Genomic DNA, 15,770 nt, shown 5'->3' with positions numbered 1-15,770 from the left:
GCTCCCTACTCCGCAGCTTGCTTGAGGCCAGCGGCCGTCGCAGCGCATTCGCCCATGACGGCGGAGGCGCGGGCGATCGGATTGCTGAGATAGAATTCGGAAACCGGCAGAACGAATTTAGCCGACTTGGTCTTGATGGCGGCCTTGGCGAGCTTGGCCACATCAGCCACCGAACCCGAAGCGATCTGGTCGATACGAGCCAGATGTGGGAATTCGGCGTAGATAGCGGCGCGCAGCTGGTTCAGAGAGTTGAACGGCAACGGTTTGCCCATTGCGCCAGACAGAGCGCGGATGATGGCCCAGTCTTCCTTGGCATCACCCGGCGGGAACACAGCGCGGCTGGTCACCTGCACGCGGCCCTCGGTATTGACGTAGGTCGCCGACTTTTCGGTATAGGTCGCACCCGGCAGGATGACATCGGCGCGGTGTGCGCCTTTGTCGCCGTGGCTGCCGATATAGACCACGAACGCCTTGCCCATGGCAGCGGTGTCGTACTCGTCGGCACCAAGCAGGAAGAGCACGTCGAGTTCGCCTTTGCCGGCCAGCGCAATCTGGTCGGCCGAGCAGACGCCACCGTCATGCGGCACGAAGCCGATGTCGATGCCGCCGACGCGGCTGGCAGCGTTGTGCAGCAGCGCAAAGCCATTCCAGCCTTCGGCGACATTGGCGCCGGTGGCCAGCTTGGAGGCGAGAGCGATCACGTCGCGGCCCGCCTGCTTGCCCAGAGCTGCATGCGAAACGGCGCCTTCGCCGACGATGATCAGCGGGTTCTTGGCATTGCCGAGGATCTCGGCAAACGAGCCCTTGCCGGCGGCCAGGTCGGCCAGCGACTCGAAGCCTTCGCCCAGGTAGCTATAGGCGTAGGTCAGGTCTGCCTGTTCGCCGATGACAGCGATCGGGGTGTTCCTGGCGCGCCACACCTTGCGGATGCGGGCGTTGATCAGCGCGGCTTCGTTGCGGGGATTGGCGCCGATGATGACGATGGCGTCAGCCTGTTCGATGCCGGCAATGGTTGGATTGAACAGATAGGCCGAGCGCGGCATGGACGGATCAATGCCCGACATGGCCGGACGAACGTCGGTCATGCCCGAGCCAACAGAGGTCAGCAGCGCCTTGAGCGCATACATCTCTTCGACACCGGCCAGGTCGCCAGCGATCGCGCCGACCTTGTTGCCGGCTTTCTTGATGCGCGCGGCGACGGCAGCCAGAGCCTCGTCCCACGACGTTGCCTGCAACTTGCCGGACTTGCGCACATAGGGGCGATCGAGCCGCTGGCTCTTGAGACCGTCCCAGATGAAGCGGGTCTTGTCGGAAATCCACTCCTCGTTGATGGCTTCGTTGATGCGCGGCAGGATGCGCATCACTTCGCGACCACGGCTGTCAACGCGGATGTTCGATCCGACGGCATCCATCACGTCGATGGACTCGGTCTTGATCAGTTCCCACGGACGGGCGTTGAACGCATAGGGCTTGCTCGTCAGCGCGCCGACCGGGCAGAGGTCGATGACGTTGCCCTGCAGCTCGCTGGTCAGCGCCTGCTCGAGATAGGTGGTGATCTCGGCATCCTCGCCTCGGCCCAGCAGACCCATTTCTGCAATGCCGGCGACTTCCGTGGTGAAGCGGACGCAACGCGTGCAGTGGATGCAGCGGTTCATCGAGGTCTTGACCAGCGGGCCAATATACTTGTCCTCGACGGCGCGCTTGTTCTCGGCAAAGCGGTTCTTGTCCACGCCATAGGCCATGGCCTGGTCCTGTAGATCGCACTCGCCGCCCTGATCGCAGATCGGGCAATCGAGCGGATGGTTGATCAGCAGGAATTCCATCACGCCTTCGCGGGCCTTCTTGACCATCGGCGTGTTGGTGAACATTTCGGGCGGCTCGCCATTGGGGCCGGGACGCAGGTCCTTGACCGACATGGCGCAGCTTGCCTGCGGCTTGGGCGGACCACCTTTGACCTCGACAAGGCACATGCGGCAATTGCCGGCGACCGACAGGCGCTCGTGATAGCAGAAGCGCGGGATTTCAGCGCCAGCGGCCTCAGCCGCCTGCATCAGCGTGTAGTAGTCCGGAACCTCGACGAGTACGCCGTCGACTTTGATATTTGCCATGTCCCTACTCCGCCGCGATCGACGGTACGGCGCCGTCGGAGGTGGACGAATATGTGTACTGGTCGATGCGTTCTTCGATGACGTGGCGGAAGTTGCGGATCAGGCCCTGGATCGGCCAGGCCGCAGCGTCGCCGAGGGCGCAGATGGTATGGCCTTCGATCTGCTTGGTCACTTCGAACAGCATGTCGATTTCGCGCTTCTGGGCGCGGCCTTCGACCATGCGTTCCATGACGCGCATCATCCAGCCGGTGCCTTCGCGGCATGGCGTGCACTGGCCGCAGCTCTCATGCTTGTAGAATGCCGAGAGGCGCCAGATGGCCTTGATGATGTCGGTCTGCTTGTCCATGACGATCACGGCGGCGGTTCCGAGTGAAGACCCCACTTCACGAAGTCCGTCGAAGTCCATGACCGCATTGCGGATCTTGGCTCCGGGCACGCAAGGGACAGACGCACCGCCAGGGATAACGGCTAGCAGGTTGTCCCAGCCGCCGCGGATGCCGCCGCAATGCTTCTCGATGATCTCTTCGAAGGTGACGCCCATGGCCTCTTCGAAGGTCGCAGGCTTGTTCACGTGGCCAGAGACGCACATCAGCTTGGTGCCGGTATTGTTGGCACGACCGATGGAAGCGAACCAGGCGCCCGAGCGGCGCAGGATTTCCGGGACAACGGCGATCGACTCGACGTTGTTGACGGTGGTCGGGTTGCCGTAGACGCCCATGCCGGCCGGGAATGGCGGCTTGAGGCGCGGCTGGCCCTTCTTGCCTTCAAGCGATTCCATCAGCGCGGTTTCTTCGCCGCAGATGTAAGCGCCGGCGCCGTGGTGGACGATAATGTCCAGGTCCCAACCGTGGATATTGTCCTTGCCGATCAGCTTGGCGTCGTAGGCTTCCTGCACCGCGTGCTCAAGATGCTGGCGCTCACGGATGAATTCACCGCGCACATAGATGAAGGCGAGGTGCGCATCCATGGCGCGGGCAGCCAGGAGGCAGCCCTCGACCAGGTGGTGCGGATCATGGCGCAGGATGTCGCGGTCCTTGCAAGTGCCGGGCTCAGATTCGTCGGCGTTGACTAGCAGGTAATGCGGGCGGCCGTCGTTGACCTTGGGCATGAAGGTCCACTTGAGTGCCGTCGGGAAACCGGCGCCACCACGGCCACGAAGGCCGGAGGCTTTGACTTCGTTGGTGATCCAGTCGCGACCAGAATCGATGAACTCACGCGTGCCAGCCCAAGCGCCGCGTTCCCGCGCGCCAGCCAGCGTCCAGTCGTGGTGACCATAGAGGTTGGTAAAAATGCGATCTTTGTCAGCGAGCATTACGTATTCCGCCCCACAACTCTCGTCCAGATCACGACGCCGATAACAGCGGCGATCGCGCTCAAAATCCATTGCGGCGCAGCTGGAACCAGCCATGCCGCCAGGAAAAACACCACGATAAAGCAGACCGCAACAATCACTGCACCAACGACATAGTCTTTGACGGTAAGCTTGCTGCGATCCAGTGCCATTTATCGGGGATCCTTCCCAAACACCTTGCGATATTCGTCAACACCGCCGCGTGCGAGCACGTCGGCTTGCTGCAACCAGTTGTCCCGAGCCACGCGGCCCTTGAAGTTCAGAGAGCCCTCGACCTGGTCGATCTGCTCGGGCGTAAGCGCTGCAACCTGGCTCCACTTGGTGATGCCAAGAGCATTGAGGCGGCCTTCGAGCACGGGACCGACGCCTGAGATCAACTTGAGGTCGTCCGGGGCACCAGCGGGGGCGGCAAACAGCGGAGCTGCGCCACCCTTTTCGGCCGTTGGCACAACTTCAGCCGGATTGGCCTTGGGCGCGATGATCGTGCGGGTCTTCTTGGTACCGGCCGCTGCGGCGCCATCGGCGGCAGCTTCAGTCGTTGCCTTGCCTGGCGCTTTGCCACCATCGACCTTGGCCGCATCGGTCTCGGCACCCGTTGCGCCTTCGCGCATCGCCTTGTTCGGCTTGCCATTGGCCTTGGCAGAAGCGCTGGCAGCCTTGCGCTCGCCTTCAGCCTTGGCCTCGGATACCTTGGCACTGGCAGGAGTACCCTTGAGCGCAGGAGCGTTTTCTTCGGCAACGTCCTTGGGCTTGCCTGCCGTGGTCGGAGCAGCGGGTGCTGCAGCGGTCGGCGCCGGTGCAGCGGCTGGCGCTGGGGGAGCAGCCTCCGGCGGTGGAGCCGGTGGAATGAACTTCTCCCGCTTGGCAGTCGGCTTTTCGAGCAGCGTGGTCTGGCCACCTTCGGCTGACGAATGCAGGCGCGCGATTTGCGGGCCCGGCTTGATGGTGTCGCCCTTGCCGGCGTGGAAGGCGTCGACGATTTCTTCGAAGCGCTCGGGCGTGAGGTCTTCGTAGGTGTCGTGGTAGATCGTCACCATCGGCGCGTTGACACAGGCGCCGGCGCATTCGACCTCTTCCCAGCTCATCGTGCCATCGGCATTGAGGTGGTGCGGGTCGTGGTGGATCTTGGACTTGCAGATGTCGATCAGCGCTTCCGCACCGCGCAGCTGGCACGGTGTCGTGCCGCAAACTTGAATATGCGCGTGCTTGCCAACCGGCTGCAGCTGAAACTGCGTGTAGAACGTCGCGACTTCCAGCACGCGGATATAAGCCATGCCGAGCATATCGGCGATGGACTCGATCGTGGCGCGGCTGACCCAGCCGTCCTGATCCTGCGCCCGCATGAGCAGCGGAATAACAGCAGATTGCTGACGGCCGGCCGGGTAAAGCCCGATCTTCCATTCCGCCCACTTGGCGTTTTCAGCACTGAACGCGAACTGGGCCGGTTGAACCGACTCGTCCGCAAGGCGACGCGAAACCATTAGCGGTCAACCTCTCCGAACACGATATCGAGCGAACCAAGGATGGCCGAGACGTCAGCCAGCATGTGGCCGCGACACAGGAAATCCATGGCCGACAAATGCGCAAAACCCGGCGCACGAATCTTGCAGCGGTAGGGCTTATTGGTGCCGTCGCTGACCAGATAGACGCCGAATTCGCCCTTGGGGGCTTCCACAGCGGCATAGACTTCGCCGGCCGGAACCTTGAAGCCCTCGGTGTAAAGCTTGAAGTGATGGATCAGGGCTTCCATCGACTTCTTCATTTCGCCGCGCTTGGGCGGAACGACCTTGCCGTCGAGCGAGGACACCGGGCCCTTGCCATCGGCGGCGTTCAGCTTGTCCACACACTGCTTCATGATACGCGTCGACTGGCGCATCTCTTCCATGCGGATGAGATAACGGTCGAAGCAGTCGCCGTTCTTGCCAATCGGAATGTCGAAATCCATCTCGGCATAGCATTCGTAAGGCTGGCTCTTGCGCAGGTCCCAGGCAGCGCCAGAACCACGCACCATCACGCCCGAAAAACCCATGTTCCAGGCGTCTTCCAGCTTCACCACGCCAATATCGACGTTACGCTGCTTGAAGATGCGGTTCTCGGTCAGCAGGCTGTCAATGTCAGCCAGGGCCTTCGGGAACGTCTCGCAAAAGGTCTCGATGTCGTCGATCAGCGCCTGCGGAAGGTCCTGATGGACACCGCCCGGGCGGAAATAGGCCGCGTGCATACGGGAGCCAGAAGCGCGCTCGTAGAAGATCATCAGCTTTTCGCGCTGCTCGAAACCCCACAGAGGCGGGGTGAGCGCGCCGACGTCCATGGCCTGGGTGGTCACGTTCATCAGGTGCGCCAGCAGACGCCCGATTTCGCAGTAGAGGACGCGAATCAGTTGGCCACGGCGCGGCACACTAATGCCCAGCAACTTCTCTGCGGCGAGGCAGAAAGCATGCTCCTGATTCATCGGCGCGACATAGTCGAGACGATCGAAATAGGGCATGGCCTGAAGATAGGTCTTGGACTCGATCAGCTTCTCCGTGCCACGATGCAGCAAGCCGATATGCGGATCGACACGCTCGACGATTTCACCGTCGAGCTCGAGAATCAGACGCAGCACACCGTGGGCAGACGGGTGGACCGGACCAAAATTGATCGTGAAGTTGCGGACGTTTGCTTCAGCGACGCTCATTGTTTCGCCTTCTCGTCACCGGGCAGCACGTAGTCAGTACCCTCCCAAGGCGACAAATAGTCAAAGGTGCGGAATTCCTGCATCAGCCGCACGGGCTCATAAACGACCCGCTTGCGCTCTTCATCGTAGCGAACCTGGACGAAGCCGGTGACCGGGAAGTCCTTGCGCAGCGGATGGCCATCAAAGCCGTAGTCGGTCAGGATACGGCGCAGGTCGGCGTGGCCGGAGAACAGTACACCGTAGAGGTCATAGGTCTCGCGCTCGAACCAGTCGGCGCCACGGAAGACGCCGGTGATGCTTGGCACTGGGTTCACGTCATCAGCCGAGAGCTTGACGCGGACACGCTGGTTCAGGTGCGGACTCATGAAATGGTAGACCACATCGAAACGCTCATCGCGCTCTGGGTAATCGGCGCCGCAAACGTCGACGAAAGCGATGAACCGGCATTTCGGATCGTCGCGCAAGAAGGTCGCCACGGAAACGATCGAATCGCGTTCCACGGTCATGGTCAGTTCGCCGAAAGCGACTTCCTGGGAAATAACCGCAGCGCCCAGAGCGCCAGCAATGTGCTGGCCAAGGTCCACAAGCGGATCAACCTGGATGGCATCATCCATAATGAGCGATCCCTATCGTTCTATGGTGCCGGTGCGGCGGATCTTCTTTTGCAGCAACAAGATGCCGTAGAGAAGCGCTTCGGCGGTCGGGGGGCAGCCGGGGACATAGACATCCACCGGCAGCACGCGGTCACATCCGCGCACGACCGAGTAAGAATAATGGTAGTAGCCGCCACCATTGGCACAGCTGCCCATGGAGATGACATAGCGGGGCTCGGGCATCTGGTCGTAGACCTTGCGCAGCGCCGGCGCCATCTTGTTGGTCAGCGTGCCGGCGACGATCAGCACGTCCGACTGGCGCGGCGAAGCGCGCGGCGCGGTGCCGAACCGCTCGATATCGTAGCGCGGCATCGACATCTGCATCATCTCGACGGCGCAACAGGCAAGGCCTGTCTGCATCCACATCAGCGAACCGGTACGCGCCCAGTTCACCAACTGCGAGACGGTAGAGACGAGGAAACCCTTGTCAGCCAGTTCGTCGGTCACGTCGGTGAAGAACGGATCGGCGGCGCCGGCGGCCTTGTTGGTACGCGGATCGATCATACCCGTGGGGTGTGGCGCGACCAGCGTATTGGTGTCGCTCAATCCCATTCCAAAGCCCCCTTCCGCCACTCGTAGATAAAGCCAACCGTCAGCACGCCCAAGAAGATCATCATCGACCAGAATCCGAACCAGCCGACATCGCGGAAGGCCACAGCCCAGGGGAAGAGAAATGCCACTTCAAGGTCGAAGATGATGAAGAGAATCGACACAAGATAGAATCGCACGTCGAACTTCATGCGGGCATCGTCAAAGGCATCAAAACCGGCTTCGAAGGCCGAGACCTTTTCGGGGTCCGGGTTCTTCACGGCGACGAGAAATGGAACAACCAGCAGAGCCAGTCCGATAACGGCCGAAAGGCCGATGAAAAGGACAATTGGCAGATATTCGCTGAGCAAATCAGTCATGCGGCAGCCTGTGTTCTAGACCGGTCCGGGCGACCGGCGCCGCGAGAGTTCTACAGGCAATTGGGGCGAGCGAACCGACACGACAGTTGATGGCTTGGGCTTAGACCTTTGGCTATCCGGTTTCAAGGGAAAGAAAATATGAGCAAAATCATCATATATAGAAGTTGCCATAAGCGAGAATGGCCGTGCTGCATCGGGGATTTTCAGGGCAAGCCGTTGCGCCGAAAACGTTGCTCCAGAAATGGCGAGCGGAGGCAGAATCAATCGGTACAAAACAAAAAGGCTCCGCCATGGCGGAGCCCTTTGAACCAAAACGGCGAACCACTACTGTGGTTCGCCGAATTGGGTTTGCAAGACGCTGGGTCGAGAGGGCGGTTTACCGCCCTGCCCGATTGCAAATCTTAGAAGTGGTAGAACACGCCGACGGTGGCCTTGGCGGCTTCGAAGAAGTCGTCGCCACCGGTGAAGTCGCCCTGGCCAACGATTTCACCGCGAACGGTGATCGCGTCGGTCACTGCGAATTCAACACCACCACCGAGCTGGTAGATGCTGTTGCTTGCGCCGCCGGTCGACTGAACGCCAACGCCGCCCAGGGCGTAAACGAGAACCTGGTCGGTTACGATGGCACCTGCGCGCAGGTTGGCGAAGAATTCGCCGGTCGAGAAGCCGTTGAACCAGATGTAGTCGCCAGTGACTTCAACACCGACCAGGAACGGGTCGGCCGGAACGAAGTTCACGCCGACGGCGCCACCGATAACACCACCGGTGATGGCCGGACCAGCAGCAATGCCGCCATAAGCAGCGGTGCCGACGAACTGGCCGCCGAGACGCACACCAGCATAGAGACCTTCCCAATCGAAGCCGGCAGCTTCGTAGATCGGAACGGGGGTCGTTGGGATGATCAGGTCAGCAGCCTGAGCACCACCGGCGAGCAGCGCGGCAGCAGCCACACCGAGAGAAAGCGAACGTACAAACATATCTTGCACTCCCATAGAGTTAACCGTAGTCGACCGACTAGATGCATCACCTCAACGCGCGTGACAACCCTTCAGTTACGCAAATTAGGCAGTGCGGATAACGTTAGGTGACCATTCCGGGGCTGGTGTTGCACCAATGCCGCGATTTTGGCCCAGTTTGATACAAATGCCACTAATCGGTCCCTCAAAAGGGGCGACGAGGTGTCGCAATCTGGACCTGACCGAGTCGTGCCGTCAAGCGATTGTGGCGGCGCAGGAAACAAAAAAACGGCCCCGCGAGCGAGGCCGTTCTCCTGGTCGGCGATTCGATTTCTAGAAGTGGAAGTTTGCGCCCACGGTCACCTGGTCCTTGGCATTACCGCCGGTGAGAGGGAAGGCGTGGAGATACTGCGCCTCAATCGAGATGTTATCAGTTACGGCCACTTCGATGCCACCGCCGAGCAGCGCGTCCTGCTCATCCGGTAGGCCCAGGTCGATGCCGTAACCGCCAGCGGCATAGACCAGTACATCATCGGTAACGACCAGGCCGGCGCGGCCAAGAATCTGGCCATAGCTGGTGTTGCCAACATCGCCGGTCAGGCCATGCACGGCCACTTCTGCACCGAGGAGGTAAAAATCGAACTGGGCATTCACGCCTGCCTGGATACCCAGACCGTACTGGGTTCCGCCTACCGCGCTGGATTGTGCCTCACCGTAGAAACCCGCATAGAAGCCGCTCCAATCAAAACCCGGCTCCTCATAGACGGGCATCTCGACGGGCGTGCTGGTCGGCACGGTGATCAGGTCCGCCGCGAACGCGGTCCCCATGGTCAGAGTTGTGGCAAGCGCCGATAGCGCCAGTTTGTTGAACATGCTCATCGCCGTTCTCCTTACTACTAGTGGACCGTCTGAGCTGGAAACGCCGGGATTGTGTGGCGGTTCCGGTCAGGGTCGTTGAGGCGATTCCCCGTAGGCGACCCGATAAAGCCGGGCTTCGGAAATAGCCGACATGCCACGTTTGCTGGAGTGAGCCGGCGAAAACCGGTCCCTCAGGGGGCGAAAATAGGGCACCAGTCGAGCGTTGCAGATGTGTCACAGGCGGGCGTCAGTCGGCCCGCCTGTGCAAGCCTTTGCCCGCTACAGGGCGCCAACGAGCACCGGTTCGTCGCGATAGGCGTCGGGAAAAATTGCTTTCAACGCAGCGATCTTGGGCAGGTCATGGACCACGATGTAGGGCCAGGTCGGGTTGAGGGTCAGGAAGTCCTGATGATATTGCTCAGCTGCGTAGAAGGCCTGGAAGGGCTCGATTGTCGTAACGATCGGTCCTTCAAACAGGTCGGCCGCGTCGAGCTCAGCAATGTAGGCCTCTGCGTACTCACCCTGCTCCGGAGTCACCGGGAAAATGGTCGAACGATACTGCGTGCCGCGATCTGGCCCCTGATAGTTCAGCTGCGTTGGGTTGTGGGCGACCGAAAAGTAGATCTGCAACAGCTCGCCATAGCTCACAACCGATGGGTCATAGGTCACTTCGACGGCCTCGGCATGGCCGGTGGTGCCGCTGCCGGTCAGCTCATAGGTCGCGGTTTCGGCGGCGCCGCCAGAATATCCAGAGACCGCGCGGGTCACGCCCTTGACGTGCTGAAATACGCCCTGCACGCCCCAGAAACAGCCGCCGGCGAAAACCGCTGTGGCGGTGGTGCCGGTTTCCGAGAAGGCTTTGGTCGGTGCAGGAATGACAACCGGCGCTTCCTGCGCAGTGATGGGCTGATTCCATAGCGCGAAGGCCAGTGCGGGCAGGATAAGCAGGGAGGCCAGTGCGGCGCGCCGGGCCAGCGGACGGCGTATAGCAATAGTGCGGGAAATAGACATGAGAGCGAACCTTGGTTTGAGCAATCTGCTCGTCAGTTCGCTCTATATGCTCCCAAGGTTACGTCAGATCAGCCGTTTCACGGCGAAATGAACCGACACCGTCTTGAGCAATGTGGAACGGGTGGCACGAGAGGCGTTGTCCGACCCCGCACCACCGGCGCAAAAATGACCCGGCCAGTCGTCCGACGGGCAACGGCAGCGCGTGGCCATTGTGCGCGCCATTTGCATGGATCCGAAGGTATGCTGTTCGACCATCCGACTTCGGCACTTGACGGTCAAGGAGGTGCTGGAGACAATGATACCACTGGCCGAGGTCGGAAAGACCATGATCGTCACTCATGACATGGGCTTTGTCCGGCGCGTCACGGACCATGTGGTGTTCATGGATGCCGGTCGAATTGTAGAATCCGCGCCACCGCCTATGACCTGTGCCTTCGATGGGGAATGCAGATGGGTCGCTGGTGCACCGGGTCAAGGATAATCTCGGCATCGACACTGAAGACTTCGGCAATGAGGTCTGAGCGCATCATCGCTTCCGGAGCGCCGCGCTCGCGCACCTTGCCGTTGGCGACGAAGACCAGTTGGTCTGCATAGCGCGCGGCAAGGTTGAGATCGTGCAGCACTAGGACAATTGTGCGCCCCTGCTCCCTGTTGAGCCGGGTCACCAGGTCGAGGCAATCAAGCTGATGGGCCATATCGAGGTGATTGACCGGCTCATCGAGGCAGATCGTGTCGGTCTCCTGCGCCAGCACCATGGCGATCCAGGCGCGCTGCAACTGCCCACCCGAGAGTGAGCCGATGCGCCGCTGCCGCATCGTATCAACGCCGGTTCCCGCCATGGCTGCAGCGACCGCCGCATCGTCGCCCGCACTCCAGGGTTGCAGCATGGCCTGATGGGGATAGCGTCCCAAGCGCACCAGTTCTTCCACCGTCATGTCCGGCGGCGCACTGGGGCTTTGCGCGAGGAGGCCGATCCTGCGACCCAGCGCCTTGCCGTTGAATTTTGAGATGTCCTCGGCGTCGAGCAGCACCTGTCCCGATTGCGGCGCATGCAGCCGCCTGATGGCGCGCAGCAAGGTCGACTTCCCGCAACCATTGGGCCCGGCCAGCACTGTAATCTGTCCCTTGGGAATGGGGAGGCTCAGCGCGTCCAGCACCACATCGCTGCCATAGGCAAGGGTCAGAGCTTTGACCTCGATGCGGCTGGCAAGCTGCTCATCCATTGGTCTTGTCCTTGCGCATGAGGAGGAAGAGAAAATAGGGGGCGCCGATCACGGCGGTCACCGTCCCCGCCGGCACTTCGAGCGGTGCAAACGCCACGCGGACGAGCAGGTCGGCGCCGACCAGGATGATGGCGCCCAATAGGATCGAGACGATGATCCCGGCAGCTCGCGCCCGCCCGACCAACAAACGCGCCAGATGCGGCGCCAAGAGGCCGATGAAGCTCACTCCGCCGACAAAGGCCACTGCGCCTGCGGTCAGCAATGCGGCGAGGAAGAAGATGAAGATACGATAGACCGGCAGGTTGAGACCGATACTCCGCGAGGAGGTATCATCGAGATCGGCGGGTGGCAGCTGCCGCGCCGCGATGGCCGCGACGATCCCCACCGGCACGAGCACGGCCAACATGAGCTGGATTTCGGTCCAGTTGATGGTGTTGACCGCCCCGGCGAGCCAGCGCGCCGCCTGCGAAGCCTGGTAGATCGGCCCGATCAGCATGAAGATCGTGGTCAGCGCCTTGCATACGGCCGCCACGGCAATGCCGAACAGCAGGAGGCGAATGGCCGAGGAGGCCTGTCGGCCCGAAAGCAGGAAGACCAGGCAAATGGCGGCAATGGCCCCAATCGCGGCAGCGAGCGGCTGCCAGGCCACCGACACGGTCAGCGAATTGGATTCGCCGACAAAGATTGCCATGAACAGCACGACACCCAGCGCTGCGCCGTCGACCACACCGAGCACGCCGGGCGAAGCCAGCTCGTTGCGGGTGATGCGCTGCAAGAGATAGCCTGCATAGGCAATTGCGCCGGCGGCCAGGGCGGCTGCTGCCACGCGCGGCAGGCGCAACTGCAGCACCACGAGCTTGTCGGTCCTTTCTCCGCCTCCCAGCAGCACGCTGGCCACGGTTTCCAGCGGGATCCAGGTCGAGCCGAAGCCGACACCGGCGAGGACCAGCAGCGCGAAGATGCCCGCGACGGCCAGCACGGTTGCAGTTGTGCGGACGACTGCCGGGCGCGGAGGAAGGGCGACGTCAGTCATGCCAACCTCCGCATCAACAGGGCCAGCAGGGCCGCAGCCCCGACGACTGCGGTGATTGCGCCCACTGGTGCCTCCACCGGATAGATGACGAAGCGCGCTGCAACGTCGGCGAGGGTCGCATAGATCGCCCCGCTCAGCGCCGCCGCCGCTAATTGGTGCCCATGACGCAAACCCACGAGGCGGCGCGCGATATGGGGCACGACGAGGCCGACGAAGGCTACGGGTCCGGCCATTGACACTGCCGCCCCGGTCAGCAGCGATACGGAGAGAAAGGCCAGCCCCCGCACCGCCACGAGGGGCACCCCGAGGCTGGCAGCGGTCGAGTCATCGGCCTGCATGGCGTCGAGCGCCGTCGTCAACACGAAGGCCAGCGCCGCCCCGGCCACTACCACCGGCAGGCCGTTGAAAAACAGGCTGATCGGCCGGTCGACAAAGGCGCCAGAGAGCCAGAACAGCAATTGCTGCAGCTGCGCTTCATTGCTTGTGAGGACGATCTCCACCACCGCATGGGCCAGGCTGGCAAAGGTTACGCCCACCAGCACGATCTTGAGCGGCGACAGCCCGCCCGCCCCCGCCGCTAAACCGAACACCACGACGCTGGTCAACAGGGCACCTGTGGCCGCGGCCAGCGACAGGCCGACCAGCGACTGCACCCCAAACACCACCGTCGCCAGTACGACAGCCAGCGAGGCCCCGGCGTTGAGGCCCAGCGTATCGGGAGACGCAATACGGTTGCGCGCCAGGGTCTGCACCATCACGCCCGCCATGCCCAAGGCGGCCCCAGACAGCGGCGCGATCAATGCACGCGGCAGCCTGAGGCCGGCAATCACCGTGGCGGTTTCAGAACCATCATGGGCAAAGAGCGCTTTCCAGACTTCGGCCAGCGAATAGAGCTTGTAGCCCAGGGTGAGGCTGATCAGCATCGCCGCTCCAAGCCCAACGACAAGGGCGGCATAGACCGAGCCCCGGCCGATGCGTCGCCGCGCTCCGCGATCATAGGTTGCAGCTATCGCGGTCAAGATGGCACCAATTGCTGATATTGACAGTCAGGTTAAATTCTGGTGAGAAGCCATCCGATTTAAGAGCCGGATTGTCAAGTTTTGTTCGGCCTCCTGACGGCCTCACTCCAACTCTAAGGAAACGCCCGTGATCCGCACGATCATCGCCGCCTCCAGCCTCGCCATGCTGCTCTCGGGCACCGCCGTGGCCCGCGACGTGACCCATGCCATGGGTGTTGCCGATGTGCCTGACAATCCGCAGCGCATCGTGGTGCTGACCAATGAAGGCACCGAGGCGCTGCTGGCTGTCGGGGTCACACCGGTGGGCGCCGTGGAAAGCTGGAAGGGCAATCCCTGGTATGACTACCTGATGCCGCAGATGGGTGGGGTAACCCTGCTCGGCACCGAGGGTGAGCCGAACCTTGAACTGATCGCCACCCTGGAACCGGACCTGATCCTGGGCAGTAAGGTGCGCCAGGAGAAGATTTACGAGCAGCTCTCGGCAATTGCCCCGACTGTCCTCACCGAAACCCTTGGCGCGGTCTGGCAGGAGAATCTCACGGTCTATGCCGACGCCGTCGGAAAGACCGATGAAGGCCAGGCCGCCATCGCGGCTTTCGACGCCCGCGCCGCTGCCATTCACGACGCCCTGGGCGACAAGGCAGGCGACACCATCTCGCTGGTCCGCATCTCGCCGGCACGCACGCGCATGTATTTCAAGGACTCCTTCCCCGGCGTCGTCATCAGCGCCGTCGGACTCTCCCGTCCTGCTGCACAGGACAAGGACGAGTTTGCCGAGGATCTGACCAAGGAACGCATTCCCGAGCTGGCCGCCGATCGAATCTTCTACTTCTCGCCAGATCCCAATGACACCGAGGCCGAGGCCAATCTGGCCGACTGGCTTGATGACCCGCTCTGGCAGAACCTTGATGCCGTCAAGGCCGGTAATGCTCTTCGCGTCGATGATGCCATCTGGGTCGCGGCTGGCGGTGTGTTCGCCGCCAACACGCTGCTCGACGATATCGAGGCCGCCTATGGTCTCGCTTCCACCCGCTAATCACCAACAAGGGACAACGCCCATGATCCGAACGATCGTCGCCGCCTCCACCCTCGCCATGCTGCTCTCGGGCACCGCCATGGCCCGTGAAATCACCCATGCTATGGGTGTTACGGACGTGCCTGACAATCCGCAGCGCATCGTGGTGTTGACCAATGAAGGCACCGAGGCCCTGCTGGCGATCGGCGTCACGCCGGTTGGCGCCGTCAAGTCCTGGCTGGGCGACCCCTGGTACGATCACATTGCCGCCGACATGGCCGAGGTGACTGTTCTGGGTGTGGAGTCGGCGGTCAATCTGGAGGTACTGGTCTCCCTCGAGCCCGACTTGATTTTGGGCAACAAGCAACGCCACGAGGCCATCTACGAGCAGCTTTCGGCCATTGCCCCGACCGTGATTTCCGAGCGCCTGCGCGGCGACTGGAAGATCAACATGGCGCTCTATACCGACGCCATCGCCAAGGGAGCAGAAGGCCAGGCAGCACTTGACGCCTTCGACGCGCGCGTCGGAGCGTTGAGCGCAGCGCTGGGCCCGTCGCTGGACGAGAAGATCTCCATCGCCCGCTTCATGGCGGCCCAGACCCGCATCATGTTCAAGGACAGTTTTTCCGGTCTGATCCTGGCCCAACTCGGTTTCCATCGTCCCGCTACGCAGGACAAGGACGAATTCGCCGAGGAGATCACCAAGGAACGTATTCCCGAATTCGAGGGCGATCGCCTGATCTACTTCACCTACGAAACGGGCAATGGCGAGGGCGACACACAGGAAGCCGATTGGCTGGCCGACCCGCTCTGGCAAAACCTCGCCGTAGTTAGGGCCGGCAAAGTCCGCGAAGTGTCCGATGCCGTCTGGAATACGGCCGGCGGCATTATCGCGGGCAACCTGCTGCTCGACGACATCGAGGCCATATACGGCCTCCCATCCACCCGATAGGCGGGG

General features: G+C 61.9%; 16 protein-coding genes and 1 pseudogene. 3 read left to right on the top strand and 14 right to left on the bottom strand.

Going from position 1 to position 15,770, the window contains the following annotated elements; all coding sequences use genetic code 11:
• Window positions 1–5 precede the first annotated feature (5 nt).
• From nuoG to msrA, 11 genes are all read right to left on the bottom strand, one after another.
• Entirely contained in the window at window positions 6–2,108 is a 2,103-nt protein-coding gene (gene nuoG, locus IM737_RS01985; protein ID WP_236897902.1) for an NADH-quinone oxidoreductase subunit NuoG, read from the bottom strand.
• Window positions 2,109–2,112: 4 nt separating this feature from the next.
• Window positions 2,113–3,420 carry an NADH-quinone oxidoreductase subunit NuoF gene (nuoF, locus tag IM737_RS01980; protein WP_236897901.1) on the bottom strand — a complete coding sequence of 436 codons (1,308 nt, stop codon included), beginning with the start codon at window positions 3,418–3,420 and terminating at the stop codon, window positions 2,113–2,115.
• Window positions 3,420–3,611, bottom strand: a complete 192-nt coding sequence (locus IM737_RS01975) for a hypothetical protein (protein ID WP_236897900.1) — start codon at window positions 3,609–3,611, stop codon at window positions 3,420–3,422. The genes nuoF and IM737_RS01975 overlap by 1 nt, the downstream gene beginning before the upstream one ends.
• Window positions 3,612–4,940: an NADH-quinone oxidoreductase subunit NuoE gene (gene nuoE / locus IM737_RS01970; RefSeq protein ID WP_236897899.1), complete on the bottom strand. Its 1,329-nt coding sequence runs from the start codon at window positions 4,938–4,940 to the stop codon at window positions 3,612–3,614. It lies immediately after the preceding gene.
• On the bottom strand, window positions 4,940–6,136 hold the full coding sequence (locus IM737_RS01965; protein WP_236897898.1) for an NADH-quinone oxidoreductase subunit D: 1,197 nt from the start codon (window positions 6,134–6,136) through the stop codon (window positions 4,940–4,942). The genes nuoE and IM737_RS01965 overlap by 1 nt, the downstream gene beginning before the upstream one ends.
• Window positions 6,133–6,750, bottom strand: coding sequence for an NADH-quinone oxidoreductase subunit C (locus IM737_RS01960; protein WP_236897896.1), 618 nt, complete (start codon window positions 6,748–6,750; stop codon window positions 6,133–6,135). Before IM737_RS01960 ends, IM737_RS01965 begins: the two co-directional genes overlap by 4 nt.
• Before the next feature lie 12 nt (window positions 6,751–6,762).
• Window positions 6,763–7,341 carry a NuoB/complex I 20 kDa subunit family protein gene (locus tag IM737_RS01955; RefSeq protein WP_236897894.1) on the bottom strand — a complete coding sequence of 193 codons (579 nt, stop codon included), beginning with the start codon at window positions 7,339–7,341 and terminating at the stop codon, window positions 6,763–6,765.
• Window positions 7,332–7,697, bottom strand: coding sequence for an NADH-quinone oxidoreductase subunit A (locus IM737_RS01950; protein WP_236897893.1), 366 nt, complete (start codon window positions 7,695–7,697; stop codon window positions 7,332–7,334). The genes IM737_RS01955 and IM737_RS01950 overlap by 10 nt, the downstream gene beginning before the upstream one ends.
• A 401-nt stretch (window positions 7,698–8,098) precedes the next feature.
• On the bottom strand, window positions 8,099–8,674 hold the full coding sequence (locus IM737_RS01945; RefSeq protein ID WP_236897892.1) for an outer membrane protein: 576 nt from the start codon (window positions 8,672–8,674) through the stop codon (window positions 8,099–8,101).
• A gap of 312 nt (window positions 8,675–8,986) precedes the next feature.
• The gene (locus IM737_RS01940; RefSeq protein WP_236897891.1) at window positions 8,987–9,532 is read right to left on the bottom strand and encodes an outer membrane protein; all 546 of its coding nucleotides are present in this window, start codon (window positions 9,530–9,532) and stop codon (window positions 8,987–8,989) included.
• Between the two features lie 258 nt (window positions 9,533–9,790).
• Window positions 9,791–10,522: a peptide-methionine (S)-S-oxide reductase MsrA gene (gene msrA / locus IM737_RS01935; protein WP_236897890.1), complete on the bottom strand. Its 732-nt coding sequence runs from the start codon at window positions 10,520–10,522 to the stop codon at window positions 9,791–9,793.
• 169 nt (window positions 10,523–10,691) lie between these two features.
• Between msrA and IM737_RS01930 the strand changes: the two are divergent.
• A pseudogene (locus tag IM737_RS01930) lies at window positions 10,692–11,003 on the top strand (ATP-binding cassette domain-containing protein); the annotation flags it as partial.
• Here IM737_RS01930 and IM737_RS01925 read toward each other — a convergent pair.
• From IM737_RS01925 to IM737_RS01915, 3 genes are read right to left on the bottom strand one after another with little or no spacing between them, the layout of a single operon-like run.
• Window positions 10,942–11,745: an ABC transporter ATP-binding protein gene (locus tag IM737_RS01925; protein ID WP_236897889.1), complete on the bottom strand. Its 804-nt coding sequence runs from the start codon at window positions 11,743–11,745 to the stop codon at window positions 10,942–10,944. The pseudogene IM737_RS01930 and the gene IM737_RS01925 sit on opposite strands and share 62 nt — an antisense overlap.
• Window positions 11,738–12,778, bottom strand: coding sequence for a FecCD family ABC transporter permease (locus tag IM737_RS01920; RefSeq protein WP_236897888.1), 1,041 nt, complete (start codon window positions 12,776–12,778; stop codon window positions 11,738–11,740). The genes IM737_RS01925 and IM737_RS01920 overlap by 8 nt, the downstream gene beginning before the upstream one ends.
• Window positions 12,775–13,797, bottom strand: a complete 1,023-nt coding sequence (locus tag IM737_RS01915) for a FecCD family ABC transporter permease (RefSeq protein ID WP_236897887.1) — start codon at window positions 13,795–13,797, stop codon at window positions 12,775–12,777. Before IM737_RS01915 ends, IM737_RS01920 begins: the two co-directional genes overlap by 4 nt.
• Window positions 13,798–13,924: 127 nt before the next feature.
• Between IM737_RS01915 and IM737_RS01910 the strand changes: the two genes are divergently transcribed.
• Window positions 13,925–14,833 carry an ABC transporter substrate-binding protein gene (locus IM737_RS01910; protein ID WP_236897885.1) on the top strand — a complete coding sequence of 303 codons (909 nt, stop codon included), beginning with the start codon at window positions 13,925–13,927 and terminating at the stop codon, window positions 14,831–14,833.
• Window positions 14,834–14,855: 22 nt separating this feature from the next.
• Window positions 14,856–15,764: an ABC transporter substrate-binding protein gene (locus IM737_RS01905; RefSeq protein ID WP_236897883.1), complete on the top strand. Its 909-nt coding sequence runs from the start codon at window positions 14,856–14,858 to the stop codon at window positions 15,762–15,764.
• Window positions 15,765–15,770 lie beyond the last annotated feature (6 nt).

It is taken from the genome of Devosia sp. SL43 (genome assembly GCF_021729885.1).
Classification (GTDB): Bacteria; Pseudomonadota; Alphaproteobacteria; order Rhizobiales; family Devosiaceae; genus Devosia.
This window is presented reverse-complemented; position numbering and strand designations above follow the sequence as displayed.

What these genes read in the sequence shown, in the direction of transcription:
- nuoG (WP_236897902.1), bottom strand. Translation starts at nt 2,108, where the DNA reads ATGGCAAATATCAAAGTCGACGGCGTACTCGTCGAGGTTCCGGACTAC.
- nuoF (WP_236897901.1), bottom strand. Translation starts at nt 3,420, where the DNA reads ATGCTCGCTGACAAAGATCGCATTTTTACCAACCTCTATGGTCACCAC.
- IM737_RS01975 (WP_236897900.1), bottom strand. Translation starts at nt 3,611, where the DNA reads ATGGCACTGGATCGCAGCAAGCTTACCGTCAAAGACTATGTCGTTGGT.
- nuoE (WP_236897899.1), bottom strand. Translation starts at nt 4,940, where the DNA reads ATGGTTTCGCGTCGCCTTGCGGACGAGTCGGTTCAACCGGCCCAGTTC.
- IM737_RS01965 (WP_236897898.1), bottom strand. Translation starts at nt 6,136, where the DNA reads ATGAGCGTCGCTGAAGCAAACGTCCGCAACTTCACGATCAATTTTGGT.
- IM737_RS01960 (WP_236897896.1), bottom strand. Translation starts at nt 6,750, where the DNA reads ATGGATGATGCCATCCAGGTTGATCCGCTTGTGGACCTTGGCCAGCAC.
- IM737_RS01955 (WP_236897894.1), bottom strand. Translation starts at nt 7,341, where the DNA reads ATGGGATTGAGCGACACCAATACGCTGGTCGCGCCACACCCCACGGGT.
- IM737_RS01950 (WP_236897893.1), bottom strand. Translation starts at nt 7,697, where the DNA reads ATGACTGATTTGCTCAGCGAATATCTGCCAATTGTCCTTTTCATCGGC.
- IM737_RS01945 (WP_236897892.1), bottom strand. Translation starts at nt 8,674, where the DNA reads ATGTTTGTACGTTCGCTTTCTCTCGGTGTGGCTGCTGCCGCGCTGCTC.
- IM737_RS01940 (WP_236897891.1), bottom strand. Translation starts at nt 9,532, where the DNA reads ATGAGCATGTTCAACAAACTGGCGCTATCGGCGCTTGCCACAACTCTG.
- msrA (WP_236897890.1), bottom strand. Translation starts at nt 10,522, where the DNA reads ATGTCTATTTCCCGCACTATTGCTATACGCCGTCCGCTGGCCCGGCGC.
- IM737_RS01925 (WP_236897889.1), bottom strand. Translation starts at nt 11,745, where the DNA reads ATGGATGAGCAGCTTGCCAGCCGCATCGAGGTCAAAGCTCTGACCCTT.
- IM737_RS01920 (WP_236897888.1), bottom strand. Translation starts at nt 12,778, where the DNA reads ATGACTGACGTCGCCCTTCCTCCGCGCCCGGCAGTCGTCCGCACAACT.
- IM737_RS01905 (WP_236897883.1), top strand. Translation starts at nt 14,856, where the DNA reads ATGATCCGAACGATCGTCGCCGCCTCCACCCTCGCCATGCTGCTCTCG.